Genomic DNA, 24291 nt, shown 5'->3' on the forward strand with positions numbered 1-24291 from the left:
TAGGGCAGGCAGGCGGGCCGGGTCTTGCAGGAAACGGACACCTCACCCGACCGGGTCGTGGGCCTCCGCACGGCGCAGCACGCCGTCGAAGACCAGCTCGGCGGGCCCTCGCAACAGCACGGTCTCCGGCTGCCAGATCACGACCAGGCCGCCGCCGGGCACATCCACCTCGACCTCGACCGGCGCACCCGCCGGCCGGGCACCTCGCCGGGCCGCCCAGGCCACCGCGACCGCGCAGGCACCGGTGCCGCAGGACGCGGTCTCCCCGACCCCACGTTCGAACACCCGCATCGCCACCCCAGCCGGCCGGTCGACGACGATCTCCACATTCACCCCGTCCGGGAAGTCAACCGGGGAGAAGGACGGTGGTCGGGTCAGGTCGAGCCGACGCAGCCCGGCGACGTCCAGGTCGCCGGCGAAGCAGACCGCGTGCGGATTACCCATCGAGACCGCGGTCGCGGTGAAGTCACGATCGGCGACGGTGACCGGGGCCCCGGGTCCGTCGATGATCCGCGGCGGTCCCATGTCGACCGTGACGTCACCGTCCACCGCGGCCTCGACGAGCCGCAACCCGGCGCGGGTCGCGACGTGGAACCGTCCGGGCTGGGCGTATCCGGCGTCGACGAGGTAGCGGGCGAACACCCGGGCGCCGTTACCGCACATCTCGGCAACCGAACCGTCAGCATTGCGGTAGTCCATGAACCAGCGCGCCCGGCCGGCCAGACCGGCCGCCTCGGGAACCGCGGCGCAGAGCACCACCCGCAGCACCCCGTCGCCCCCGATGCCGGTCCGTCGGTCGCACAGCGCGCGCACCAGGTCCGCGGTGAGGTCGAGGTCCCCGTCGGGATCCGGCAGCAGGACGAAGTCGTTGCCCGTCCCGTGGCCCTTGACGAATCGCAGTTCCAGCTCGTCCCGCACGTCGCCGATCGTACGGGGGATGCCGCTCGGCACCTGACGACCGGGCTCCCGCGGCGGCGTCAGCCGGCTGCGGCCCGCGCCCACTCCCGCATCCGGTCGTCGGAATGCGACGGCTTGTACCAGCGGTCGGGCCGGCCTCGCCCGAGAGCGATCATCCGAGCGTCCTCCACCGGCACCGGCGGACAGAACACCGGTCCGATGGCGCGATCGCAGTCGAGATCCACCACCCGGGACGCCAGGCGCGCGGTGTCGACATCGTCGGCGACGACGGGCAGGCCGCGTTGGTGGGCAAGCCGGACGATGGCCGCGAGCACGGCCTCACCCTCGAGGTCCTTCATCGTCGCCCGCAGGAACAGACCGTCGATCTTGACGAGGTTCAACGGCAGCTGGTCGAGCACGGCCAACGAGCCCAGCCACGTGCCGAAGGACCCGACGGCGATCGCCACCCCGAGGGCACGCAGCCGGGTCAGCAACCGGGGCACCATCGGCGCGGCGAGTCCGAGGGTCTGCTCGCTGAACTCAAGGCCGATCGCCCCGGCCGGCAGCACCCGGCCCGAGACGAGCCGGTCGACCTCGGCCGCGAAGGCGAGGCTGGCAAGCTGGCGGCCATCGATGTTCACCCACAACCGGGGCGGGCGGATCGGCGTCCCGACCGCCATCCGATGCCAGGTGCGCGCCTCGGTCACGGCCATCCGCAGCACCCACTGGTCCACCTGATGGACGAGGCCCGCGGCCGCGGCGATCGGCATGAAATCCGCCGGACCCAGCACCCCGCGTTCCGGGTGCAGCCACCGCGGATGGGCCTCCATCCCCGGCACCGACCCGTTGCGCAGGTCGACCTCCGGTTGGAAGTGCAGCCGCAGAGAACCATCGTCGAAGGCGGCATAGAGCGCGGGGACGAGAGTCAGGTCGGGTGGGGTACCAGCATCGTCGGGTGGGGTACCAGCATCAGAGGTGGGCGCGGTCACATCGATCTCTCCAGACGCCGTGCGGGACCGGCCGCCGCGCACCGGTCACCGGCGACGCCGCGCATTGGCGGCGGCCCGATCGACCCCGACCCGGTCGGCCGATCACCCGTCAGAGCGAACCCACCAGCCGTCGCACCTGGGTGACATCTGGTTGGTCCAACCAGGCTATCCGGTTATCCCGCCGGAACCAGGATCTTTGTCGACGGGCAAAGCGCCGCGTCGCCGTAATTGTGGCGAGCTTGGCCTGTTCGGCGGAGTCCATTGCGCCGTCGAACCAGGCCAGAACCTGGGCATATCCCAGTGCGCGAGACGCGGTTCGGCCTTCCCGCAGGCCGCATTCCACCAACCTTCGCACTTCGTCAGGAAAACCAGCACCCCACATTTTCTCCACCCGGTCCGCAATCCGTTGGTCGAGATCGGGGCGATCCACGCCGATCTGCACGACCTCATAGACCGAGCGGTGCTCCGGCAGGGTGGCCGTGAAGGTTCCGGTGAGCTCGACGACCTCCAGGGCACGCACGATCCGCCGGCCGTTGCTGGGCAGGATCGCCGCGGCGGCCTGCGGCGCCCGCGCGGCCAGCCGGTCGTGCAGCGCCGGGGCGCCGACGCGGGCCAGTTCCTCCTCCCACCGCGCCCGGACGCCCGGATCGGTCCCCGGGAAGGCAAGATTGTCAAGAACCGCGCGGACGTAGAGCCCGGAACCGCCGACCAGCACCGGAATGCGCCCGGCGGCGAGCAGGCCGTCGATTATCCGGCGGGCGTCCGCCTGGAAGCTCGCGACGTCCGCGGGATGCGTCACGTCCCACACGTCGAGCAGATGGTGGGGCACCCCGCGACGCTCCGCCTCGGGAACCTTGGCGGTACCGATGTCCATCCCACGGTAGAGCTGCATCGAGTCCGCGTTCACCACCTCGCCGCCGAGGGCGAGCGCGATCTCGATGCCGAGGTCACTCTTGCCGCCGGCGGTCGGCCCCACGACCGCCACCACCGGTCCCCGGCGCGGTTCCTCCTGCCCGTTCATCCTCGCTCGGCAACATCCCGTGTCCAGAGGGCAACCAGATAGCCGACACCATACGGCGCGTCGTCATACCGGAGGTCACTGTTCCATGACCCCGGGCCCAGGGACCCCGGGCCCGGGGACGCCGGGCCCGGGCCGTCCCGGGTCGCGGCGAGCAGGGCGCCGGCCAGGACCTGCCAGGACGCCCGGCCCGCGGCGAGCAGCTCCCGGGCCAACCCCGGGTCCAAGGCGAGCAGGCCGGCCGGATCCCCTGCGGCCAGCGCCGCGGCGGCGGTCGCGTCGAACGCCGCGGCCCGTGGGTCCAACCCGCCGGGAGCCTTCAGCGTGCGACAGGCCGAGCCGTCGCCCATCACGAGCAGGGCGAGGCGCTCCTGCGGAGCGGAGCCCGCGACCAGCCGCGATCCGAGTGCGACGGCCCCGTCCGGGGAGATCTCCGCGGGCACCCCGACGGCGGTGCGGGCGCCGGGCCAACCGACGACGCCCAGCAGCCAGGCGCCGATCGTGATCGACAACGGTAGAGCGGGCGACGACAGGACGGACGACGGCTCGGGGGCCGGCGCGGTCGGGCCAAGATCCACCCGGAGATCCACCCCGAAGCCGGCCAGCGACCCGGACGCGGCGGGGCCGTAGGACACCTCGGTCGCCGCGTCACCCACCACCACGATCGTGTCCGGCTCGGCGGCACACAGCAGGCGCACCGCGTCCACCGCGACGGCCCGCGCCTCGACCGGCTCACCACGGCCGACCTCGGGAACCAGCAACGGAGGATGAGGACAGACCGCGGCGGCGACGAGGGTCATCGACGTACCGGAGTACAGCAGGCGTCCGCGCCGGCCGACGCCGCGTCGGCCGACGCCGGGCCGACGGGATCGGGCGAGGACGGCCGCAGGGACGGGATGCCCAGGGTGACGATCGGCCGTCCGTCTGCCGGCTGCTGCGCGGCTGCCGCACCGCCACCGTCACCGTCACGCCCGAGCGCCCACGCGTCCCCCGCACGGGTCGCCCGGTGGGACCGCAGGGGGCCGTCGGCGGTGAGGTGATGGGGTGCTGCCCGCGTCACCACCGTCTCGACGACGTCGCCCGGGCGCACCGTAGGCGCGACCGCCACCGCGACCGCGGGCGCGGCGCCGCCCGCCCTCGGGCCCGAGCCGGTGGACGAGCTCGCGGCCTCGTCCGCGCGGAAGTGCACGAGCCGTCCGTCCCGAGCCCGGCCGGACATCCGGCCGGTGGCGCCGTCCTTGCGCCCCTCCCCCTCCGAGACCAGCACCTCGACCCGCCGGCCGACCAGGGCCCGGTTCTCCGCCCAGGAGATCTCGTCCTGCAGGGCCACCAGCCGGGTATACCGGTCGGCCACGGTCGCCCGGTCCACCTGGGCGTCCATGGTCGCTGCCGGGGTGCCCGGGCGAGGCGAGTACTGGAAGGTGAAGGCGCCGGAGAACCGGGCCGCCCGCACCACGTCGAGGGTATCGGCGAAGTCCGCCTCGGTCTCGCCAGGGAAGCCGACGATGATGTCGGTGGTGATGGCCGCGTCGGGCATGGCCGCCCGCACCCGCTCGACAATGCCGAGGAAACGGTCCCGACGGTACGAGCGGCGCATGCGGCGCAGCACGGTGTCCGACCCGGACTGCAACGGCATGTGCAGCTGGTGGCACACGTTCGAGGTGGTCGCCATGGCCTCGATGACGTCGTCGGTGAAGTCGCGCGGATGCGGTGAGGTGAATCGGACACGTTCGAGACCGTCGACGCGACCGCAGGCGGCCAGCAGCTTCGCGAAGGCACCGGGATCGCCCAGCGAGCGCCCGTAGGAGTTGACGTTCTGTCCCAGCAGTGTGATCTCCAGGGCGCCCTCCGCGACCAGGGCCTCGACCTCGGCGAGCACGTCGCCCGGCCGGCGGTCACGCTCGCGGCCACGCAGGCTGGGGACGATGCAGAAGGTGCAGGTGTTGTCACATCCCACGCTGATGCTGACCCAGGCCGAGTGATGGCTGGCCCGCCGGGTCGGCAGGGAGCTCGGGAAGACCTCCAGGGCCTCGGCGATCTCGACCTGGGCCGCCGCGTTGTGCCGCGCGCGCTCCAGCAGCACGGGCAGTCGGTGCAGGTTGTGCGTGCCGAAGACCACGTCAACCCAGGGCGCCCGGTCGAGGATCGCGGCCCGGTCCTTCTGGGCGAGGCAGCCCCCGACCGCGATCTGCATGCCCGGATGGCCCTTCTTCACCGGGACTAGCTGGCCGAGGTTGCCGTACAGGCGGTTGTCGGCGTTCTCCCGCACCGCGCAGGTGTTGAACACGACCACATCCGCCTCGCCGCCGGGATCGACCGGGGAGTAGCCGGCGGATTCCAGCAGCCCACAGAGCCGTTCGGAGTCGTGGACGTTCATCTGGCACCCGAACGTGCGGACCTCGTAGCTGCGGCCGTTCACCCGACCAGCCTACGGCGCGTGCACCGGGCCGTAGCCGGGTCCGGGGTCGAGTCTGGGGTCTGGGCTGGGTTGGGGTCTGGGCTGGGTTGGGGTCTGGGCTGGGTTGGGGTCTGGGCTGGGTTGGGGTCTGGGCTGGGTCCGGCGGGGACGGGATCGCGTCGCGGGCCGCCTCTCCTGCGGGGCCGGGACCCTCCCCGTCGGGAGCTGAGGCGCCCCACCCCGGCCTGGACACCGCCCGAGATATCAGGCAACACCCCGCTCGATATATTTGCATAGCTGCAGGGATACTATTCTCGAATGTTCCCGTCAGTGCGCCGAAATCCGCGCGAGACGACCGCTCCAGCTGTCGGCTCCACGACTGATCCGCGCGCCTGGCCGTTCCATCATGAGGCCGCCGGGACGCTCGGCCCAACACCACACCGCCATTGTGTCGGGAGGTCGACATGCCTTTGGTGACTCTGGAAGGCGTCGGGAAGTCGTTCGGCGACAACCGGGTCCTGGCCGACGTCGACCTGTCCGTCGAGGCGGGCGAGGTCGTCATCATCATCGGGCCCTCGGGGTCGGGGAAGTCGACCCTGTGCCGCTGCGTCAACCGGTTGGAAACGATCGACGAGGGCCGGATCCTCTTCGAGGGCCGTCCCCTGCCCACGGAGAGCCGTGAGCTCGCCCGGATGCGATCACGGGTTGGAATGGTGTTCCAATCGTTCAACCTCTTCGCGCACAAGACGGTGCTCGAGAACGTCACCCTGGGACCGGTCAAGGTCCTGGGGCACAACCGCTTGCAGGCCCGCGCCCGGGCCCAGGAACTACTGGAACGCGTGGGGATCGCCGACAAGGCGGACCGGTTGCCCCGCCAGCTCTCCGGCGGCCAGCAGCAGCGCGCCGCCATCGCCAGGGCGCTGGCGATGGATCCCGTGCTCATGCTCTTCGACGAACCGACCTCGGCGCTCGACCCAGAGATGATCTCCGAGGTGCTGGACGTGATGAGGTCGCTGGCCACCAGCGGCATGACCATGATCGTCGTCACCCACGAAATGGGATTCGCGCGCTCCGCCGCGGACCGGGTGGCCTTCATGGCGGACGGTCGCATCCTCGAGATCGCCCCGCCGGAGAGTTTCTTCGCCGCGCCGCGGACCGAGCGCGCCCGGGACTTCCTGGCCCGGGTCCTGCAGCACTGAACCTCCACCGACCCGACCCGGTCACGCCCACCGCCCACCGCGCCGCCGGCACCCGGAGGCACACCACCAGGCACGCACCACCAGCAGGCACGCACCACCAGCAGGCACGCACCACCAGAGGGACGCAGTTCCTCAGGGGGACACACACCACCCGACGCCAGATCACCTGCTCCGGACCCGCGGTCCGGAGCACTGCGAGAGGATCGGTCATGCGTACACCGTTCAGCCGGACGCGACGCCCCGCCGCCGGGCATCCCAACGGGAGCTCCGGCGGGATGTCACGCGAACGCCGCCGCAGGCGCGGCGGCGCGCTCCTCGCCGGCGCGACGCTGCTCGCCGCCCTCGGACTGAGTGCCTGTGGGAGCAGCGGCGATGACACCTCGACACCCACCCCCTCGGTGACCTTCACCGCCGGCACCACCATGGCCCGGCTGCACGACGCCGGAAAGATCATCATCGGGACGAAGTTCGACCAGAACCTGTTCGGGCTGAAGAACCTCAGCGGCCAGCCCGAGGGCTTCGACGTCGAGATCTCGAAGATCGTCACGGATGCCCTGGGCATCCCGCGCGACAAGGTCTCCTACGTGGAGACAGTGTCGGCCAACCGTGAACCCTTCATCCAGCAGGGCCGGGTCGACCTCGTGGTGGCCACCTACACAATCAACGACAAACGAAAGAAGGTCGTCGACTTCGCGGGGCCGTACTACGTCTCCGGCCAGTCCATCATGGTCTCGAAGAACAACACCGACATCACCGGCAAGGACACCCTTGCCGGCAAGAAGGTGTGCTCGGTCAGCGGATCCACGCCGGCCGAGAACATCCGCCGGGTGGCGCCCACCGCCCAGCTCGTGCTGTTCGATGTGTACAGCAAGTGCGCCGACGCGTTGAAGAACGGTCAGGTCGACGCGGTCACCACGGACAAGGGCATCCTGCTGGGTCTCGTCGACAAGGACCCTGACGCCTTCAAGGTGGTGGGTGGCACCTTCACGAAGGAGCCCTACGGCATCGGCCTCAAGAAGGGTGACGACGCGTTCCGGAACTTCATCAACGACACGCTCGAGGCCGCTTACAAGGACGGGCGCTGGGAGAAGGCGTACACCTCGACCCTCGGCAAGGTGGAGCCGACCGTGCCCACTCCCCCGGCCGTCGACCGGTACACGTCCTGATCCGCTCCGCGGGTCGAGGGCCGTTGAGCGGCGGCCGTTGACCGGTAGCAGGTGATCGATATCAGGTGACCGGCACCGGCTGAACGGCATCCGCCGATCATCGCTCGGGGCACGACCGGTCGGCCTCACCCGCGCCGACCGGTCGTCCACCCGCCACCGCATGAGGGAGGACAGCGATCGACGCCGTCATCGACAACCTCGACATCTTCGCCGAGGGCTTCCGCCGGACGGTCGGGCTAAGCCTGTTCGCGTCCGTGGCTGCGCTGATCCTCGGTACCGTCCTCGCGGCGATGCGGGTCTCCCCCGTGCCCCCGCTGCGCTGGACCGGCACCGCCTACGTGCAGACGGTCCGCAACACCCCGCTGACCGTCGTGTTCTTCTTCGTGGTGTTCGTCCTGCCACAGCTGGACATCGTCTTCTCGTATTTCACGTTCGCGGTGGTCGCGCTCTCGATCTATCACGCCGCGCTGGTCTGCGAGGCGGTGCGTTCCGGGATCAATGGGGTCGACCTCGGTCAGGCCGAAGCGGCTCGTGCGCTGGGCCTGACCTTCTCCCAGACACTACGAATGATCATTCTTCCGCAGGCGTTCCGCAACGTGCTGCAACCGCTGGGCAGCGTGGTGAGCGCACTGATCCGCAACACCTCGATCGCCGCGGCGTTCGGCGTCCAAGAGCTGACCGGCATGGTCCAACGGCTCACGACCGCCAATCCGGACGCGGTGATCGCCGTGCTGCTCGGCGGCGTGGTGGCATACTTGATCCTCACCGTGGTGCTGGCAGCCGGGCTGTCCCTGGCCGAACGACGGGTGGCGAGGGCGCAATGAGCACCGAGATCATCCTGGCCGATCCACCGGGTCCGCGTGGTCGGCGTCGCATCCTGATCGCGAGCGTGGTGGCCGCCGCTGTCCTCGTCGGGCTGGTCACGCTGGCGGTGCTCCGCCTCGCCGACTCTGGCCAGCTCGACGGCAAGCGCTGGAGTGTCTTCGTCGATCAGCCGGCGCTACGCACCCTGCTGTGGAACGGGCTGCTCGACACGCTGCGCGCCGCGCTGACCGCGATGCTGTTCGCCTCGGCGGTGGGGACCCTGCTTGCCCTGGCCCGGCTGTCCCGGCGCCGGGCGGTACGCATCCCGGCCACGCTGCTGGTGGAGCTGTTCCGCAGCCTGCCCGTCCTGATGCTCATCCTGTTCGCCTACCTCGGTCTGCCGGCGCTCGGCTGGCGGCTCTCGGCGTTCTGGGCCCTGGTCATCGGGCTGACCGCCTACAACGGGGCGGTGCTCAGCGAGATCTTCCGCGCCGGGATCCAGTCGGTCGACCGGGGGCAGACGGAGGCCGCGGCGGCGGTCGGGCTGCGGCCGGTCCAGATCTTCCGCCTCATCCAGTTTCCCCAGGCGATCCGGCGGATGAGCCCGACGCTGGTGAGCCAGCTGGTGACGTTGCTCAAGGACACCTCGCTGGGCTACGTCATCGCCTACAGCGAGCTGCTGCGGTCGGGGCGCGGGGCGGTCGAGTATCTGGGCAGCAGGTACGCCCTGCCCATTTACACCGTCATGGCGGTGATGTACATCGTCACCAACGGGTTGCTGTCGCTGCTGGCCCGATGGCTGGACCGCAGCCAGGACCGCCGCCTCGGCGGCCGCGTTCCGGCTCAGCGGGCGGTGCCCACCGCACGGGTCTCGCGCACGACGGTCACCCGGATCTGACCCGGATAGGTGAGCTCCTCCTCGATCTGCCTGGCGACGTCCCGGGCGAGCAGATGGGCGGCGAGATCGTCGATCTCCTCGGGCACGACCATGACACGCACCTCCCGGCCGGCCTGCATGGCGAACACCTTGTCGACACCCGGACGGTCACCGGCGATCTGCTCGATGCGCTCGAGCCGTTTCACATACGACTCCAGGCTGTCGCGGCGGGCGCCAGGCCGGCCACCGGAGATCTGGTCGGCGGCCTGGGTCAGCACCGCGCAGATCGAGCGGGGTGCGACCTCGTTGTGATGGGCCTCGATCGCGTGCACGACCTGCTCGTCCTCACCGTAGCGACGGGCCACATCCGCCCCGATCAACGCGTGAGAGCCCTCGATCTCGTGGGTGAGCGCCTTGCCGAGGTCGTGCAGCAGAGCCGCTCGTTTCGCGAGTGGAAGCGGCATGCGCAGCTCGGCGGCCATGATTCCGGCGAGGTGGGCGCTTTCGATCAGGTGCGCGAGCACGTTCTGGCCGTAGCTGGTTCGGTAACGCAACTGGCCCAGCAGGTTAACCAGCTCGGGGTGCATCTCGGAGATGCCGGTCTCAAGCAGGGCGTCCTCGCCCGCCCGCACGCACCGCTCGGCCACCTCGAGCTGGGCGCGGGCGTACTCCTCCTCGATGCGGTGCGGATGGATCCGGCCGTCGGACACCAGAGCCGCCAGCGTGATGCGACCGACCTCGCGACGCACCGGATCGAAGCAGCTCAGCAGCACCGCCTCGGGCGTGTCGTCGATGAGCACGTTGACCCCGGTGACGGACTCGAAAGCCCGAATGTTGCGCCCCTCCCGCCCGATGATCCTGCCCTTCATCTCATCGCCGGGAAGATGCAGGACCGTCACGACGGACTCGGTGGTCTGGTCGGACGCGACCCGTTGGATGGCGGTGGTCACGATCCTGCGGGCGCGTTCCTCACCCTCCTCCTCGGCCCGGGCCTCGATCTCGCGGACCGTCAGCGCCGCCTCCCGCCGGGCCTCCTGCTCGATGACGGCGATCAGCTCTCCCCTGGCCTGCCCGGCGGTGAGCCCGGCCACCTGCTCCAGCGCGGCATGACGGGCACGTTCGAGGTCGGCCACCTCGGCCGTCCGACGGGTCAGGTCGTTCTCCCGGTCGAGCAGGTCGCGGTCGCGGTCCGCCAGCCGGCGACCATGATCGTCGAGGCTGGCCATCCGGTCCTCGACGCGCTGTTCCCGGGCGGCTATCGCAACCTCCCGGCTCTGCAGTTCCGTCCGCCAGGCCTGCTGCTCACCGTCGAACGCCGCCCGAGTCGCGGCGATCTCGGTCCGGGCGGCCTCCTGCTCGGCGCGGACGGACTCTCTCGCCGCGGCCTGGACTCGCGAGGTTTCGACCGCCGCCTCGGCGAGCATCCGCTCGCGCAGTAGGGCGACATCCTCCTCGCCGCGCCGCCGGATCTCGGCGGCATCCCGCTCAGCCCGCGCCAACCGTTCCGCCGCCTCCCGTTCGGCTCGGGCCACAATCTGCGCCGCCTCCTCCGCGCTACCACCATGAGCCGCGCGGAGGCCGCCGTCGGAGCGACCGGCGGTCACCGCCGAATCCCCGGTCCGCGCGGCGGTGCCGTCCCGATCGGCGGGTGAGTCGGCGTCCGTCGTGGCCGGAGCACCGGAACCCTCCCAAGGGGCGGGCAGGACCCGGACCGTCGGCTCCTCGTCAAAGTCCGCCGGACCCGTCACGTCCCCGACGCCCCGGGCGGCCGGGGTTCGGGGCACCACCGGAGCGGGGTCGGGTACCTTGTCGACCCGGGTCGCCCGGACCAACCGCGCCACGGCGAGGATCAGAACGCTCAGGACAACAAGTACGAGTGACAACAGGACGACGAGGACGCCCTCCATCGCTGCTCCCTCCGCTTCCGTCGGACCCGCACAGGCGGGCTGGAGCGGCGAAGGACCCTCGTCTCGGCACGATCACAGCCGTAGAGGGGCAGCACGCGGATTACGCCATTGCGATATGGAGCCCGGACGGCCTCCCGAACCGGCCAATCCAACGTCGACCGGCCGGCGGGCATACCGCCTTCGAGCACCCACGCGCAGCGGCTGCCTCCGTGTGAGTTGGACGAGCTATCAAGACCGCGTCGCCGCGGGAGTCCTGTCACCTTTCAAGAAAGACTAGGTCTCGCACAATCCCTGGTCAAGAAATAAGGGCACATTGACGGCCCAGGCTCAATCTCCCCACCACTCACACCGAGCCGTCGTCTTCGTCGCCATCGACCACCCAGCCCATCCGACCTCCGCCGTCGGGCCCCTGAGCGACCTGCTCGCTCACGACCCGGACCGCCAGTTCGACCGGATAGCCCTTTCGGGTCAGCATGGCGAGGAGCCTTCGGGTACGAACCTGCTCGGGCAGGCGGTCCATCGACCGCAGCCGACGAAGGACGAGCTCGCGGGCGCTCTCCTCCTCGTCGTCCGCTCCGACCAGCGCCATGGCGGCCTCGACGGTGTCCGGATCCACTCCCCGCTTACGCAGCTCTGTGGCCAGGGCCTGCCTACCCAGCCCACGACGGGCCCGAGCGGAGGAGACGAAGGCGGCAGCGAAGGCCTCGTCGTCGATTAGACCGACGGCGGCCAACCGGTCGAGGACCACAGCGGCGATCTCATCGGTGACCCCCCGTCGCCGCATGGTCGCCGCAAGCTCCGCTCGGCTCCTCGCTCTGGTCGCCAGCTGATGCAGACAGATCTCCCGCGCGACCGAGATCGGATCCTTCGGCCGCGGCCCCCCGTCCACCACGACCACCGTCCGGGCGAATGACGGACCGGCCGCGGCATTCCCCGGATCTGCTCCTGCCATCGGCTACAGATCGACCGGAACGGGCGCCACGGCATCGGATTCGAGACTGGGCAGGATGCCGAGCTTCTCCTTGATCTTCTTTTCGATCTCGTTGGCCAGATCGGGGTTGTCCCGCAGAAAAGACCGGGCGTTCTCCTTGCCCTGGCCGAGCTGATCGCCGTCGTAGGTGTACCAGGCACCGGACTTACGAATAATGCCGTGCTCGACACCCATGTCGATCAGGGAACCCTCCCGACTGATACCGCCTCCGTAGACGATGTCGAATTCGGCGGTCCGAAACGGCGGCGCCACCTTGTTCTTCACCACCTTGACGCGGGTCCGGTTACCCACGGCCTCCGTGCCGTCCTTGAGAGTTTCGATACGACGGACATCGAGGCGCACCGACGCATAGAACTTCAGTGCCTTACCACCGGTCGTGGTCTCCGGGGAGCCGAACATCACCCCGATCTTCTCGCGCAACTGGTTGATGAAGATCGCGGTCGTACCGGAGTTCGCCAGCGCCGCGGTCATCTTGCGCAGGGCCTGGGACATCAGGCGGGCCTGGAGGCCGACGTGACTGTCCCCCATCTCGCCCTCGATCTCGGCCCTCGGGACCAGCGCGGCCACCGAGTCGATGACGATGATGTCCAGCGCGCCAGACCGGACGAGCATGTCCGCGATCTCCAACGCCTGCTCGCCGGTATCAGGCTGGGAGACCAGCAGACCGTCGGTGTCGACGCCGAGCTTTCCCGCGTACTCGGGGTCGAGCGCGTGCTCGGCGTCGATGAACGCCGCGATACCACCAGCCGCCTGCGCGTTCGCCACCGCGTGCAGGGCGACGGTCGTCTTCCCGGACGACTCCGGGCCGTAGATCTCAATGATGCGCCCCCGCGGCAGCCCGCCGATGCCGAGCGCGACATCCAGAGCAATCGAACCGGTGGGGATGGCCTGGACCGGCGGCCTGGTGTCGTCCCCCAACCGCATGACCGATCCCTTGCCGAACTGCTTGTCGATCTGCGCCAAGGCGTTATCCAACGCCTTCTCACGGTCGAGTCCTGCCATTGGAGTTACTCCATGCTGAGGTCGTCGAGTCTTGGCCACGAGGATGACGTTAGGCCGTGGGTCCGACAGTTTCGAGAGTCGAGGATGATCTGTGGACAAGTAGCCGCACGAGGACGACTCTAGACGAACATGCGTTCGACGACCCGACGACACGCCGGACGGTGGCTCAGCGCTCCCGCGCCGGCACATCGAACTCCTCGCACACGGCCCGCCAGACGGTCTTGGCATCGTCACCACGGGCCAGGGCCACCTCGACCGTCGCGCCACCGAGACCGGGCAGCACATGATCACGCGCAAACGACTCCGCGTACGCGGAACCGAACCGTGTGTTCATCTTCGCCCAGAACTCGGTCAACCGCACTTCGCCAGTGTGCACCGTCCGGACGGGACGGGACCACCCAAGGGGGTCCTGGTCGGGGATCCCCACCGGGGGTCCCCACCGGCGGAACCGCGGCCACGGGAAGCACGACCGCGGGAAGCACGACCGGGTCGAGGCCGGGCCCCACGGCGGGCCCGTCATGAACCACACCGGCGGAAGGTTGTCGGTCCCTCGACGCAGACTGGTCAACGTGCCCAGCTTCGCTTCCCCCGATCCGCCGGATCCGCTCACGGCGTTCTCCGCCCCGACCCGGAGCTGGTTCGGCGCGGCCTTCACCGCCGCGACCCCCGCCCAGCGGGGCGCGTGGGAGGCGATTCGCACCGGCGGCAACGCGCTGGTCGTCGCACCCACGGGTTCGGGGAAGACACTGGCCGCCTTCCTGTGGTCGCTGGACACCCTGGCCCGCTCGGCGCCGCCGGCCGAGCCCACCCGGCGCTGCCGGGTGCTGTACGTCAGCCCACTCAAGGCGCTGGCCGTCGACGTCGAACGGAACCTGCGGGCACCGCTCGCGGGGATACGCTCCGCCGCGCAACGGCTCGGTCTGCCCCAGCCGGACGTGACCGTGGGTCTGCGGTCGGGCGACACCCCCGCCGCCGAACGACGCGGTTTCGGCACCCGGCCCCCCGACGTCCTGATCACCACCCCGGAGTCGCTCTTCCTCATCCTCACCAGTGCCGCGCGGGAGTCGCTGCGCGGCGTCCGGACAGTGATCGTCGACGAGGTCCACGCGGTGGCGGGCACCAAGCGCGGCGCCCACCTCGCGCTGAGCCTGGAGCGTCTGGACGCCCTGCTGGACACCCCGGCCCAGCGGATCGGCCTGTCCGCCACGGTGCGGCCGGTCGAGGAGGCCGCCCGATTCCTGGGCGGAACGGCCCCGGTGGCGGTAGTCCGCCCGCCCGCGGCCAAGACCCTCCAGATCGACGTCGTGGTGCCGGTCGAGGACATGACCCAGCTCGGCGGACAGCTCCTCGACGGGTCCCCGGACGGCTCGGCGGCCTCCGCCCCGCACCGAGCGTCGATCTGGCCGGCGGTCGAGCAGCGTGTCCTCGACCTCGTGTTGGCTCATTCCGCCAGCATCGTCTTCGCCAACTCGCGCCGGCTCGCGGAGCGACTCTGCGCCCGGCTGAACGAGCTGTACGCCGAGCGGCTCGCCGCGGCCACCGCCGCGGACGAATCCGTGGCCGGGGACGGGCCGGGGGAAGCCGGCCGGACGTCCCCCGCGGCGCTGATGGGCGCCTCGGGCCAAGGCGGCGGCACGGCGGGCTGGCCGGAGATCGCGCGGGCCCACCACGGCAGCGTGAGCCGCGAGCAACGGGCCGGAATCGAGGAGGATCTCAAGGCTGGCCGGCTGCCCGCGGTCGTCGCGACCTCCAGCCTGGAACTCGGCATCGACATGGGAGCCGTCGACCTGGTCGTGCAGATCGGGTCCCCGCCGAGCGTCGCCGCCGGGATGCAGCGCACCGGCCGCGCGGGCCACCAGGTCGGCGCCGCCAGTCGCGGCGTCATCATCCCGAAGCATCGCAGCGACCTGCTCGAATGTGCCGTGGTCGCCGAGCGGATGCGCTCGGGGGCGATCGAGCGGCTGCGGTACCCGCGCAACCCCCTCGACGTGCTGGCGCAGCAGATCGTGGCAATGACGGCGATGGAGGACTGGCACGTTGACGAGCTCGGCGCGCTGGTCCGGCGCACCGCGACGTTCGCGACGCTGCCGACCTCCGCCTTCGAGGCGGTCCTGGACATGCTCGCCGGCCGCTACCCCTCCGACACGTTCGCCGAGCTGCGCCCCCGCATCACCTGGGACCGCGTCACCGGGATCCTCACCGCCCGCCCGGGCGCCCAGCGGCTCGCCGTGACCAGCGGAGGCACCATTCCCGACCGGGGCATGTTCGGCGTCTTCCTCGTCGGGGAGCGCTCCAGCCGGGTCGGGGAACTCGACGAGGAGATGGTCTACGAGTCGCGGGTCGGCGACGTGGTGCTCCTCGGCTCATCCAGCTGGCGCATCGAGGAGATCACCGCCGACCGGGTCCTGGTGACGCCGGCTCCGGGACGGCCCGGCCGGCTCCCCTTCTGGCATGGCGACGCCCCAGGCCGACCCGCCGAACTCGGCCGCGCGCTCGGCGCGTTCCTGCGCGAGATCACCAGGTTGCCGGCGCAGGCGGCGGCCGACCGCGTCCGGGCCGCCGGCCTCGACGATCGGGCCACCGCCAACCTGCTGCGCTACCTCGACGAGCAGAAGGCTGCCGTCGGCCGTCTCCACGACGATCGGACGATCGTCGTGGAGCGTTTCCGGGACGAGATCGGCGACTGGCGCCTGGCGGTGCACTCCCCGTTCGGTGCTCCGGTGAACGCGCCCTGGGCGCTCGCCCTGGGCGCCCGGCTGCGCGAGCGGTACGGGGTCGACGTCCAGATCATGCACACCGACGACGGCATCGTCGCCCGGATCCCGGATGCCGCCGAGCCGCCCGGCGCCGATCTCGCGCTGTTCGAGCCGGACGAGATCGACGCGATCGTACGGGCGGAGATCGGGAGCAGCGCCCTGTTCGCCAGCCGGTTCCGCGAGTGCGCCGGGCGGGCCCTGCTGCTGCCCCGCCGGACCCCGGGGCGGCGGACCCCGCTGTGGCAGCAGCGCCAGCGCAGCGCAGCGCTGCTGTCCGTCGCCGCGACGTTCGCCAGCTTCCCCGTCGTGCTGGAGACCATGCGAGAGTGCCTGCAGGACGTGTTCGACGTTCCGGCGCTCGCGGAGCTGATGCGCGAGGTGTCGGCCCGCACGCTGCGGGTGGTGGAGGTGGAGACGCCGTCCCCGTCTCCGTTCGCCTCCGCCCTGCTGTTCGGCTACGTCGCCGCCTTCATGTACGACGGGGACGTACCGTTGGCCGAACGCCGGGCGCAGGTGCTGTCGCTGGACAGCTCCCTGCTGGCCGAGCTCCTCGGCGAGGCGGACCTGCGGGAGCTGATCGATCCAGCGGCGCTCGCGCAGGTCGCCGCCCAGCTCACGCGGCTCGCCCCGGACCGCCACGCCCGCGATGTCGAGGGAGTGGCCGACCTGCTGCGAATGCTCGGTGACCTCACGACCGAGGAGGCGGTCGCCCGGGGTGCCACCCCGGGCTGGCTCGCCGAGCTCGAACAGACCCGCCGGGCCCTGCGGGTCCGTATCGCCGGCGAGGAGCGGTGGGTCGCGATCGAGGACGCCGGCCGGCTGCGCGACGCCCTGGGCGTACCGCTGCCGGTGGGAGTTCCCGACGCCTTCACCGAACCGGTGCGTGACCCTCTCGGCGACCTGATCTCCCGCTATGCCCGTACCCACGGACCGTTCGACACCGAGGAACCGGCCGCCCGGCTGGGGCTGGGCACGGCGGTGGTCGCCGGTGTCCTGGACGGGCTGGTCCGCAGCGGCCGCCTCGTCCGCGGTGAGCTGCATCCCGACCGCGGCGGTGAGCAGTGGTGCGACGCGGGCGTGCTGCGGGCGCTGCGACGACGCAGCCTTGCCGCCCTGCGCAAGGAGGTCGAGGCGGTGCCGCCCCGGACCCTCGGTGCCTTCCTGCCGGCCTGGCAGTCGGTCACCAGCGGACGTGGCCGGGGGGTGGACGGTGTGCTGCGCGCCGTCGAGCAGCTGCAGGGCGCGCTGATCCCGGCGAGCGCATGGGAACAGCTCGTCCTCCCGGCCCGCGTCGCCGACTACTCACCGACGATGCTCGACGAGCTGTGCTCCGCCGGCGAGGTGCACTGGGCTGGCGCCGGCGGGCTGCCCGGGGACGACGGCTGGTTGACCCTGGTCCTCGCCGACACCGCGCCCCTGCTGCTGCCTCCGCCCGACCCGGAGATCGCCTCGGGTCCGCTGCACACCGCGATTCTCGACGCGCTCACCGGCGGGGCGGCCCTGTTCTTCCGGGCGCTGTCCGACCGGATGGGCTCGCTCGACGACACGGCGCTCGCTACCGCGCTCTGGGATCTCGTCTGGGCGGGGCGGGTAACCAACGACACCCTCGCCCCGCTGCGTGCCCTGCTGGGTTCCGCCGGCCGTCCGTACCGTGCCCCCCGTCCCCGGGCGGCACGGTACGGACGGCCGGCGATGCCGCGGCGGGCCGGCCCCCCGACGGCCGCCGGCCGCTGGTCGCTGCTGCCCGAGCGGGACACCGACCCGACCCGGCGCGCCCACGCGCTGGCCGAGGCGCTGCTCGAGCGCCACGGCATCGTCACCCGCGGCGCGGTGACCGGCGAGCGGCACCCGGGCGGGTTCGCCGGGGTCTACCGGGTCCTCAGCGCCTTCGAGGACGCCGGCCGCGCCCGCCGGGGCTACTTCGTCGAGTCCCTGGGCGCGGCCCAGTTCGCCGTCCCGGGAGCGGTCGATCGGCTGCGCTCCATCGCCGCGGCACAGCGGGACGCCGAGGCGGCCCCGGCCTGGGCGCAGCCGGCGGCCGGCCCACCGAGCTCATCGTCCGCGCAGGCCGTCGTCCTGGCCGCGGCCGATCCGGCCAACCCGTTCGGTGCCGCGCTGCCCTGGCCGACCCGACCGGGGGATGACGCGGACGGCGCCGCCGGCCACCGGCCGGGGCGCAAGGCGGGCGCGATGGTCGTCATCATCGACGGGGAACTCATCCTCTACGTGGAACGCGGGGGCCGTTCCCTGCTGTCATGGACCGAGGACGACCATCGGGTGGCCCCGGCGGTGGAGGCGTTGGCCCGCGCCGTGCGGGACGGCCTGCTCGGCAGGCTCACGGTGGAGAAGGCGGACGGCCAGACGATCGTCGGCAGCACCCTGGGTGCCGCCCTGGAGCGCGCCGGTTTCCACCCGACCCCGCGGGGCCTGCGGCTGCGGAGCATCAGTTCCGAGAGAAGGAAATAAGACGGGCACGTCCGCGGGTGAACGCTCCCTCGGCCGCCTTGAGACTGATCTCCAGATCCGCGGCCGCCTCCCGGGTACTCTTCCCGGCCGCCCGAGCCATGATCACCTCACGCTCCCGGCCCTGCAGTCCCCCGGCCCGGGCCAGCAGCCAGCGGGCTTCCGCACGGTCACAGACGGCGTCGTCCGGGGCCGGCTCCCACGGCTGCAGATAGCCGCGCACGACCGCCCGCTCCGCACGCTGACGAGCTCTATGGTGATCAACGCAGAGACGTAGCACCGTCGTCGTCAGAAACTGCCCGACCCGGCTCGCGTCGAGATCCCGAAATCCGGCGGCGCGGATGAATGCCTCGTGTACGCAGTCCTCCGCGTCGGCCTTGCTCGGCAACCGCCTACGGGCTATGTGGATGAGCCGATCACGGTGCGGGAGCATCAGCGACCAGCGCTGCTGGCTGTATGGCCGGTCCAGCTCGACCACGGGCGCAGCGGATACAAAATCAACCGAGGGCGTGTCCCCGGCAGGGCATGTCACGGTTTGCTCCACCTGTCATGCTCAGACCGCGCCACCCCCCAGCACGATCGCCTACCTTCCCGGAACGCGCCAGCACCGAGAACCGCGATGTGCCTTGGTCAGTTGGACCCGCTGCTTGCCAGAACAGCGGACTAGGACAAGGCGGACATTACCATCCGCTCCCGGGTAGGCCAGCAGCGGCATATCCCGGTGGGCGACGTACCCGCCCGATCGATACGCACCGTGTTATCGCCTGGCCGTGACCCGAGCTTATCGAGAGCCGCATTGGCGCCATCAACCGGTCAGTACACCGCCAAAACGGGCGAGATAATGACGTTCTGCTTCGTAAGCTCTTATGGAGTCACTCGCCCTCGGTCACTGTGGGTACACGAAGGAACTGGGCGGAACGTCTCGACGACCTACCCGATGGCGCTACCCGGTCTGGTACACGACGCCTGATACACGACACGAGGTACGACAGCCCGTCCCCGCTGTCGGGTGTCATCGAAGATTTTAGTATGACATCCTATTTTCGGCCTAGATTTCAATAGGAAGCCAAAGGTTTTAGTAGCTGACCCGGTTTGGTGACGGCACGGCGCGGTGCAGGCCCGGAGCGGGAGCCGTTCAGGTGCGACTGCGTGGGTATCCGGTGGGGTATCGCGGGAGCGTGCTGCCCACGCCGCCACCGGGGATCTCCGAGCGCGACGAGCGGCTGCTGGTGCTGACCTGGCAGGCGATGGCCGACGGCACCCGCGAGATCATCCTGACCGACGACGTGATCGGCGAGCTGACCGGCGAAACGTTTGACGACCGGTACATCCCGCCACACGTAGAGTTGTCCGCCCGCATCCACGCCGCCACCACCCAAGCACTGGATCGGGGCGACTTCCTGCTCACCGTCGCGCCCGCCCGCTCCGCCGGCACCCTCACCAGCCGGTTCACCCCGACGGCCACCGGGTCCGGCCTGGCGCGGGCGTACCGGGCACTGCCCGCCGCCACCGCCGGGGCGCTGCGGGTGCAGATGTCCTTCGGGCCGCTGTACCCGCACGCGGAGAACGTCTGCCGCGTCCCGGCCTACCTCGACCACGTGCTCCCGCTGGGCGAACACCGCCAGCCCGGCGACGACAGCCTGCTCACGATGGACGACCTGGCCATCACCGCGACCCGCGACCGGCTGCACCTGGTCAGCATCTCGCGTCGTCAAGTGGTTGAGCCGCAGGTGTTCCACGCGCTCGCACGGGACAAACAGCCCCCGCCGCTGGCCCGGTTCCTGGCACACCTGCCAGGGCGTTCTCCGCCGCCTGGTACCAGTTCGATTGGGGACCGCGCGTCCGGCTGCCGTTCCTGCCACGGGTGCGCTACCGGCGCACCGTCCTGTCCCCGGCCCAGGGGCGGCTTGCCCCCCGACGACCTCCCACCCGGCCAGGACGGTCCCGGCCAGTGGAGGCAGGTACTCGACCGGTGGCGGCGCCGCTGGGACTGCGCTGGGACTGCCCTGACGTGGTCGAGCTCCGCGACGCGGACCGCACGCTGCGCCTCACCCTCAACGAGCCCGCCCACGCCACCCTCCTGCACGCCCACCTCAAACGGCACGGCCAGGCGATCCTGTACGCGGCCACCCCGGCGGCCGACTACGGGTGGATCGACGGCCACGCCCACGAAATCGCGCTGCCCCCGGTCACCATCTGCCCCGCTGCACCCGGCCCGCTGCACGGCCTCCTACCCGTCGTGACGAACACACACGGGCACCTGCCCGGCGCCCCGGACGCCACCTGGCTCTCGGCGAAGCTGTTCACCCATCCCGAACGGATCGGCGAGATCGTCGCCGAGGCGCTTCCCGGCCTGCTGGCCACGCTCGACACACCCGCGTGCTGGTGGCTGCGATACCGCAGCCGACAGGAGACAGACCACCTGCGCCTGCGGCTGCGCACTACCCCCGACTGTTATGCGCAGTACTCGAACGCGGTCGGGGAGTGGGCGCAGCGGATGCGCCAAGCAGGACTGGCCGGGCGGCTGGTGATCGACACCTACTCCCCGGAAGTCGGCCGCTACGGGCATGGCGAGGCACTGGACGCCGCGGAGAACGTCTTCGCCGCCGACTCCGCCACCATGGCCGCCCTGCTGCGGCACCAGCCCACCACCGAGGTCGACCTCGGGCTGGTGGTGGCGAACATGGTAGGCATCGTCAGCGGGTTCTTCGGCGATCCCAACGAGGCGATGGACTGGCTGGCCGCCCGGCCGGCCCCGGCTGCCGCTGCGGCCCTCGACCGGGCGGTGGCCGAGCGAGCGACCCAGCTCGCCACCGACCCGGCCGGGCTGTGGTCGCTGTCCGGCTGGACCATCGACATCGGGCCGGCGTGGGACAACCGCGCCGACGCGCTGGCCAGCTACCACAAGGCGCTGCCACCGGAGGCGAACACCGACGTGGTGCCGGAGTCGCTGCTGCACATGCACCACAACCGGGCCGTCGGCATCAACCGGGACAGCGAACGCACCTGCCGCCGCCTGGCCCGGCAAGCCGCGCTCACCTGGCGAGCCCGCCGTAGCAGTGGTGCCCGGTGACCTACACCGACCCGTACACGCCACCGCCCGAGCACCATCCCGCACCCGGCGGGGGTCAATCCCTGGCAGACGGGGCCGCCGGGCTGGCGCTGCTGCACATCGCCTATGCCCGCGCCGGGATCGGAGACTGGGCCACCGCCCACCAATGGGTCAAGGCCATGACCGCCGAACCCGTGGCCGCGGACACGGGCGCCGGCCTGTACCGGGGCGCCCCGGCGGTCGCATTCGTGCTGCGCACCGCCGGCCAGCCCGTCTACACCGGCGCACTGCACACCCTCGACGAGCACATCGCCGCGATCACTTGCACCCGCCTGGAGGCAGCGCACGAGCGGATCGACCGCGGCGAACTGCCCGCGCTGCGGGAGTTCGACCTGATCAACGGGCTGACCGGACTCGAATGGGTCAACGCCGCCGCCGACCAGCCGGGTCCGCAACGCCCGTCCTGGTGCTACGGCGCCCCCGGCCTGGCCCGCGCCCGCCACCTGACCGCCCAGGCACTGGACACCCCGAACAGGGTGGCCGACGCCAAGGCCACGCTCGTCGCGTGTCTCACCGACGAGGCTCAACTCGCCCAACTCGGCGACGACTCGCTGTGCCACGGCTGGGCCGGGCTGGTGCACGTCTCCCGCCGGATACTCGCCGACACCGAACCCGGCGGCGAATTCGCCGAGGTCCTGTCCCGGTTGGAACACCGCTGGCGTCACCGCCGCGCCCAGGCGGCCCGAAAACTATCGGAGGTGAGGGGGATGCTGGAAGGCGACGCCGGAATCGCGCTCACCGATCTGCCGCCGGGCACCGGATGGGACGCCTGCCTGCTCACCGTCCCGCCCACGGCCGGACCAACGCACTCGCCCGTATCCGCAAGTACACACACGAAGGAACCGGATGACCAACGCCACCAGCACCCGCCCCGAGGACCTGCGCGAGCAGATGATCAGCAACATCCGCACCGCTGGTCACCTGCGCTCCGAGCGCATCGAGCAGGCGTTTCGGGCCGTTCCCCGGCACCGGTTCGTTCCCGCGGCCTCGGTCGAGGAGGCGTACGCCAACAAGGCGATCACCATCAAGCCCGGCGCAGACCGGCCCGCCAGTTGCATCTCCGTGCCGACCGTGGTGGCGATGATGCTCGGTCAGCTCGAACTGACCACGCCCGCCGCGCCCTGGCCGAGACCAGCTACGACCGAGTGCGGGTGGTCACCGGCGACGGCGCCATCGGCGACGCGGACCACGCCCCCTACGACAAGATCATCGTTACGGAACTGTTGACCGGACTTTCCTGAGGTCGAACGGCGTGTCGTAGGGCAGGGTCGGACAGGTCGGAACAGTCTGCATCTCTCTGATCTTGGAGGGTGCTGGGTGTTTGAGGACAGCGATCATCGGGTGATCGAGGCGATCCGGCTTCCGCTGTGGGGAAGCGTGGTCGCGTCCGACGGCGTGGTGCCGTGGAGGCTGGTCGACGGCCTCGGTGAGCCGGTCGAGCCGGTCGAGGTCTTCCTACGGGACTTCGTCGCGCAGGGCCGGTCGGCGAACTCGGTGCGCAGCTATGCGCTGGCGTTGCTGCGGTGGTGGCGGTTTCTGGTCGCGGTTGGAGTGGCCTGGGACCGGGTGAGTCCGGCGGAGGTCCGGGACTTCGTGCTGTGGCTCGGGCAGGCGACCAAGCCGGTCGCGGCGGCGCGGGTCGGGTCGCGGGCGACCGTGGGGCAGGTCAACCCGGTGACCCGTAAGCGCCACCTCGGGGACGGCTACGGGCCGGCGACGGTGCGGCACAGCAACGCCGTGCTGCGGACCTTCTATGAGTTCTGGCTGGAGCGTGGTGAGGGGCCGCTGGTGAATCCGGTTGTGCTTGCTCGGGCGGGCCGGGGCCGGGCGCACGCGCACCACAACCCGCTGGAGGCATTCCGTCCGGAGGGGCGGCTGCGTTATAACCCTCGGCTGCCGAAGCGGAAGCCGAGGGCGATGCCGGACGAGCGGTGGGACGCGCTGTTTGCGGCGATGGGCCGTAACCGGGACCGGGCGATCCTGGCGCTGGGCGTGTCCACCGGTGCCCGCGCGGCCGAGCTGCTCGGCATGCGCGGCGCGGACCTGGACTGGGGTGGCCAGCTGGTGCGGGTGGTCCGCAAGGGGACGCGGGCCGAGCAGTGGCTGCCGGCGAGCCCGGAGGCGTTCGTCTGGCTGCGTCTCTACCTGGCCGACGTCGGCGGCGGTGTGCTGGGCGCGGGTGATCCGGTCTGGCGGACGGTCTATCGGCGCGGCGGGGTCCACGAGCCGTTGAACTACGAGGCGCTGCGGGCGGTCTTCCGTCGGGCGAACCGCCGGTTGGGCGCGAACTGGACGATGCACGATTTGAGGCACACCTGTGCGATTCGGATGGTGCGCGACGGCCGGCTGTCGCTGCGCGACGCGCAGACGATCCTCGGCCACGCCCACCTGTCGACGACCCAGCTCTACCTGGAGCAGGACGACGAGGAGGTCTTCGCTCGGGTCCGGGAGCATTTGGCTGCGCGGGAAAGACCTCGCCCCGCGCCCCCAGCGCCGGCGGCCCTCGGCTACGACCCCGCTGACCTCGCGGTCCTGTTCGGGAACCCGAGGTGATGCCTACCGCGGTCGCGGCCCCAGCCACCAAGCAGGCCATCGGCCCAGGGGCGTCGGGCTGGGAGCCGGCCGCGCGGCCGGTCGGCCCGTGGGATACGGCGTCGTTGGACGACGTGCTCGCGGCTGTGCCGACCTTGTCGTGGTGGAACGCGAAGCGGC

The 24291-nt window shown here is 71.1% G+C and carries 17 protein-coding genes and 3 pseudogenes; 10 read left to right on the forward strand and 10 right to left on the reverse strand.

Going from position 1 to position 24291, the window contains the following annotated elements:
- Window positions 1-42 precede the first annotated feature (42 nt).
- From dapF to miaB, 5 genes are all read right to left on the reverse strand, one after another.
- The gene (gene dapF, locus FRANCCI3_RS17735; protein ID WP_035941213.1) at window positions 43-918 is read right to left on the reverse strand and encodes a diaminopimelate epimerase; all 876 of its coding nucleotides are present in this window, start codon (window positions 916-918) and stop codon (window positions 43-45) included.
- 59 nt (window positions 919-977) lie between these two features.
- Entirely contained in the window at window positions 978-1886 is a 909-nt protein-coding gene (locus tag FRANCCI3_RS17740; RefSeq protein WP_011437893.1) for an EAL domain-containing protein, read from the reverse strand.
- A gap of 109 nt (window positions 1887-1995) precedes the next feature.
- Window positions 1996-2907, reverse strand: coding sequence for a tRNA (adenosine(37)-N6)-dimethylallyltransferase MiaA (gene miaA / locus FRANCCI3_RS17745; protein WP_023840375.1), 912 nt, complete (start codon window positions 2905-2907; stop codon window positions 1996-1998).
- Window positions 2904-3704: a class III extradiol dioxygenase subunit B-like domain-containing protein gene (locus FRANCCI3_RS17750; RefSeq protein ID WP_011437895.1), complete on the reverse strand. Its 801-nt coding sequence runs from the start codon at window positions 3702-3704 to the stop codon at window positions 2904-2906. Before FRANCCI3_RS17750 ends, miaA begins: the two co-directional genes overlap by 4 nt.
- On the reverse strand, window positions 3701-5323 hold the full coding sequence (gene miaB / locus FRANCCI3_RS17755) for a tRNA (N6-isopentenyl adenosine(37)-C2)-methylthiotransferase MiaB (RefSeq protein ID WP_011437896.1): 1623 nt from the start codon (window positions 5321-5323) through the stop codon (window positions 3701-3703). Before miaB ends, FRANCCI3_RS17750 begins: the two co-directional genes overlap by 4 nt.
- Before the next feature lie 443 nt (window positions 5324-5766).
- Between miaB and FRANCCI3_RS17760 the strand changes: the two genes are divergently transcribed.
- The 4 genes from FRANCCI3_RS17760 (at window position 5767) to FRANCCI3_RS17775 (ending at window position 9369) form a co-directional block, all read left to right on the forward strand.
- On the forward strand, window positions 5767-6501 hold the full coding sequence (locus FRANCCI3_RS17760) for an amino acid ABC transporter ATP-binding protein (RefSeq protein WP_011437897.1): 735 nt from the start codon (window positions 5767-5769) through the stop codon (window positions 6499-6501).
- Between the two features lie 209 nt (window positions 6502-6710).
- Complete coding sequence (locus FRANCCI3_RS17765) at window positions 6711-7667, forward strand: glutamate ABC transporter substrate-binding protein (protein WP_082456635.1); 957 nt, start codon at window positions 6711-6713, stop codon at window positions 7665-7667.
- A 176-nt stretch (window positions 7668-7843) separates the two neighbouring features.
- Complete coding sequence (locus FRANCCI3_RS17770) at window positions 7844-8491, forward strand: amino acid ABC transporter permease (protein ID WP_049760978.1); 648 nt, start codon at window positions 7844-7846, stop codon at window positions 8489-8491.
- Window positions 8488-9369, forward strand: a complete 882-nt coding sequence (locus tag FRANCCI3_RS17775) for an amino acid ABC transporter permease (protein ID WP_011437900.1) — start codon at window positions 8488-8490, stop codon at window positions 9367-9369. Before FRANCCI3_RS17770 ends, FRANCCI3_RS17775 begins: the two co-directional genes overlap by 4 nt.
- Here FRANCCI3_RS17775 and rny read toward each other — a convergent pair.
- The 4 genes from rny to FRANCCI3_RS17795 all read right to left on the reverse strand — a co-directional run bounded on the left by rny (window position 9315) and on the right by FRANCCI3_RS17795 (window position 13609).
- Window positions 9315-11255: a ribonuclease Y gene (rny, locus tag FRANCCI3_RS17780; protein ID WP_011437901.1), complete on the reverse strand. Its 1941-nt coding sequence runs from the start codon at window positions 11253-11255 to the stop codon at window positions 9315-9317. The genes FRANCCI3_RS17775 and rny overlap by 55 nt on opposite strands.
- 343 nt (window positions 11256-11598) lie before the next feature.
- Window positions 11599-12207 (reverse strand): recombination regulator RecX, encoded by a 609-nt coding sequence (recX, locus tag FRANCCI3_RS17785; RefSeq protein WP_011437902.1) that lies wholly within the window; start codon window positions 12205-12207, stop codon window positions 11599-11601.
- 3 nt (window positions 12208-12210) lie between these two features.
- The gene (gene recA / locus FRANCCI3_RS17790) at window positions 12211-13248 is read right to left on the reverse strand and encodes a recombinase RecA (RefSeq protein ID WP_011437903.1); all 1038 of its coding nucleotides are present in this window, start codon (window positions 13246-13248) and stop codon (window positions 12211-12213) included.
- A gap of 166 nt (window positions 13249-13414) precedes the next feature.
- Window positions 13415-13609, reverse strand: coding sequence for a DUF3046 domain-containing protein (locus tag FRANCCI3_RS17795; RefSeq protein ID WP_011437904.1), 195 nt, complete (start codon window positions 13607-13609; stop codon window positions 13415-13417).
- Window positions 13610-13766: 157 nt separating this feature from the next.
- On the opposite strand from FRANCCI3_RS17795, the gene FRANCCI3_RS17800 reads away from it, so the two are divergent.
- The gene (locus tag FRANCCI3_RS17800; RefSeq protein WP_011437905.1) at window positions 13767-18470 is read left to right on the forward strand and encodes an ATP-dependent helicase; all 4704 of its coding nucleotides are present in this window, start codon (window positions 13767-13769) and stop codon (window positions 18468-18470) included.
- Here FRANCCI3_RS17800 and FRANCCI3_RS17805 read toward each other — a convergent pair.
- Entirely contained in the window at window positions 18448-18999 is a 552-nt protein-coding gene (locus tag FRANCCI3_RS17805; protein ID WP_011437906.1) for an RNA polymerase sigma factor, read from the reverse strand. The two genes, FRANCCI3_RS17800 and FRANCCI3_RS17805, sit on opposite strands and share 23 nt — an antisense overlap.
- A 646-nt stretch (window positions 19000-19645) precedes the next feature.
- Between FRANCCI3_RS17805 and FRANCCI3_RS24915 the strand changes: the two are divergent.
- From FRANCCI3_RS24915 to FRANCCI3_RS17820, 5 genes and pseudogenes are all read left to right on the forward strand, one after another.
- A pseudogene (locus FRANCCI3_RS24915) lies at window positions 19646-20490 on the forward strand (lantibiotic dehydratase); the annotation flags it as partial.
- 216 nt (window positions 20491-20706) lie between these two features.
- Window positions 20707-21540 carry a thiopeptide-type bacteriocin biosynthesis protein gene (locus FRANCCI3_RS23645; protein WP_157858549.1) on the forward strand — a complete coding sequence of 278 codons (834 nt, stop codon included), beginning with the start codon at window positions 20707-20709 and terminating at the stop codon, window positions 21538-21540.
- Window positions 21537-22307: pseudogene (locus FRANCCI3_RS29155) on the forward strand (lanthionine synthetase LanC family protein); the annotation flags it as partial. The gene FRANCCI3_RS23645 and the pseudogene FRANCCI3_RS29155, both read left to right, overlap by 4 nt.
- A gap of 163 nt (window positions 22308-22470) precedes the next feature.
- Window positions 22471-22820: pseudogene (locus FRANCCI3_RS29160) on the forward strand (protein-L-isoaspartate O-methyltransferase).
- A gap of 76 nt (window positions 22821-22896) precedes the next feature.
- On the forward strand, window positions 22897-24132 hold the full coding sequence (locus tag FRANCCI3_RS17820; RefSeq protein WP_011436566.1) for a tyrosine-type recombinase/integrase: 1236 nt from the start codon (window positions 22897-22899) through the stop codon (window positions 24130-24132).
- Window positions 24133-24291 lie beyond the last annotated feature (159 nt).

The sequence above is a fragment of the Frankia casuarinae genome (genome assembly GCF_000013345.1).
GTDB lineage: Bacteria > Actinomycetota > Actinomycetes > Frankiales > Frankiaceae > Frankia > Frankia casuarinae.

Excerpts from the sequence above, each read along its gene's own strand:
- recA (WP_011437903.1), bottom strand. The coding sequence starts at position 13,248 with ATGGCAGGACTCGACCGTGAGAAGGCGTTGGATAACGCCTTGGCGCAG.
- miaA (WP_023840375.1), bottom strand. The coding sequence starts at position 2,907 with ATGAACGGGCAGGAGGAACCGCGCCGGGGACCGGTGGTGGCGGTCGTG.
- FRANCCI3_RS17765 (WP_082456635.1), top strand. The coding sequence starts at position 6,711 with ATGCGTACACCGTTCAGCCGGACGCGACGCCCCGCCGCCGGGCATCCC.
- FRANCCI3_RS17760 (WP_011437897.1), top strand. The coding sequence starts at position 5,767 with ATGCCTTTGGTGACTCTGGAAGGCGTCGGGAAGTCGTTCGGCGACAAC.
- recX (WP_011437902.1), bottom strand. The coding sequence starts at position 12,207 with ATGGCAGGAGCAGATCCGGGGAATGCCGCGGCCGGTCCGTCATTCGCC.
- FRANCCI3_RS17750 (WP_011437895.1), bottom strand. The coding sequence starts at position 3,704 with ATGACCCTCGTCGCCGCCGCGGTCTGTCCTCATCCTCCGTTGCTGGTT.
- FRANCCI3_RS17775 (WP_011437900.1), top strand. The coding sequence starts at position 8,488 with ATGAGCACCGAGATCATCCTGGCCGATCCACCGGGTCCGCGTGGTCGG.
- FRANCCI3_RS17800 (WP_011437905.1), top strand. The coding sequence starts at position 13,767 with ATGAACCACACCGGCGGAAGGTTGTCGGTCCCTCGACGCAGACTGGTC.
- rny (WP_011437901.1), bottom strand. The coding sequence starts at position 11,255 with ATGGAGGGCGTCCTCGTCGTCCTGTTGTCACTCGTACTTGTTGTCCTG.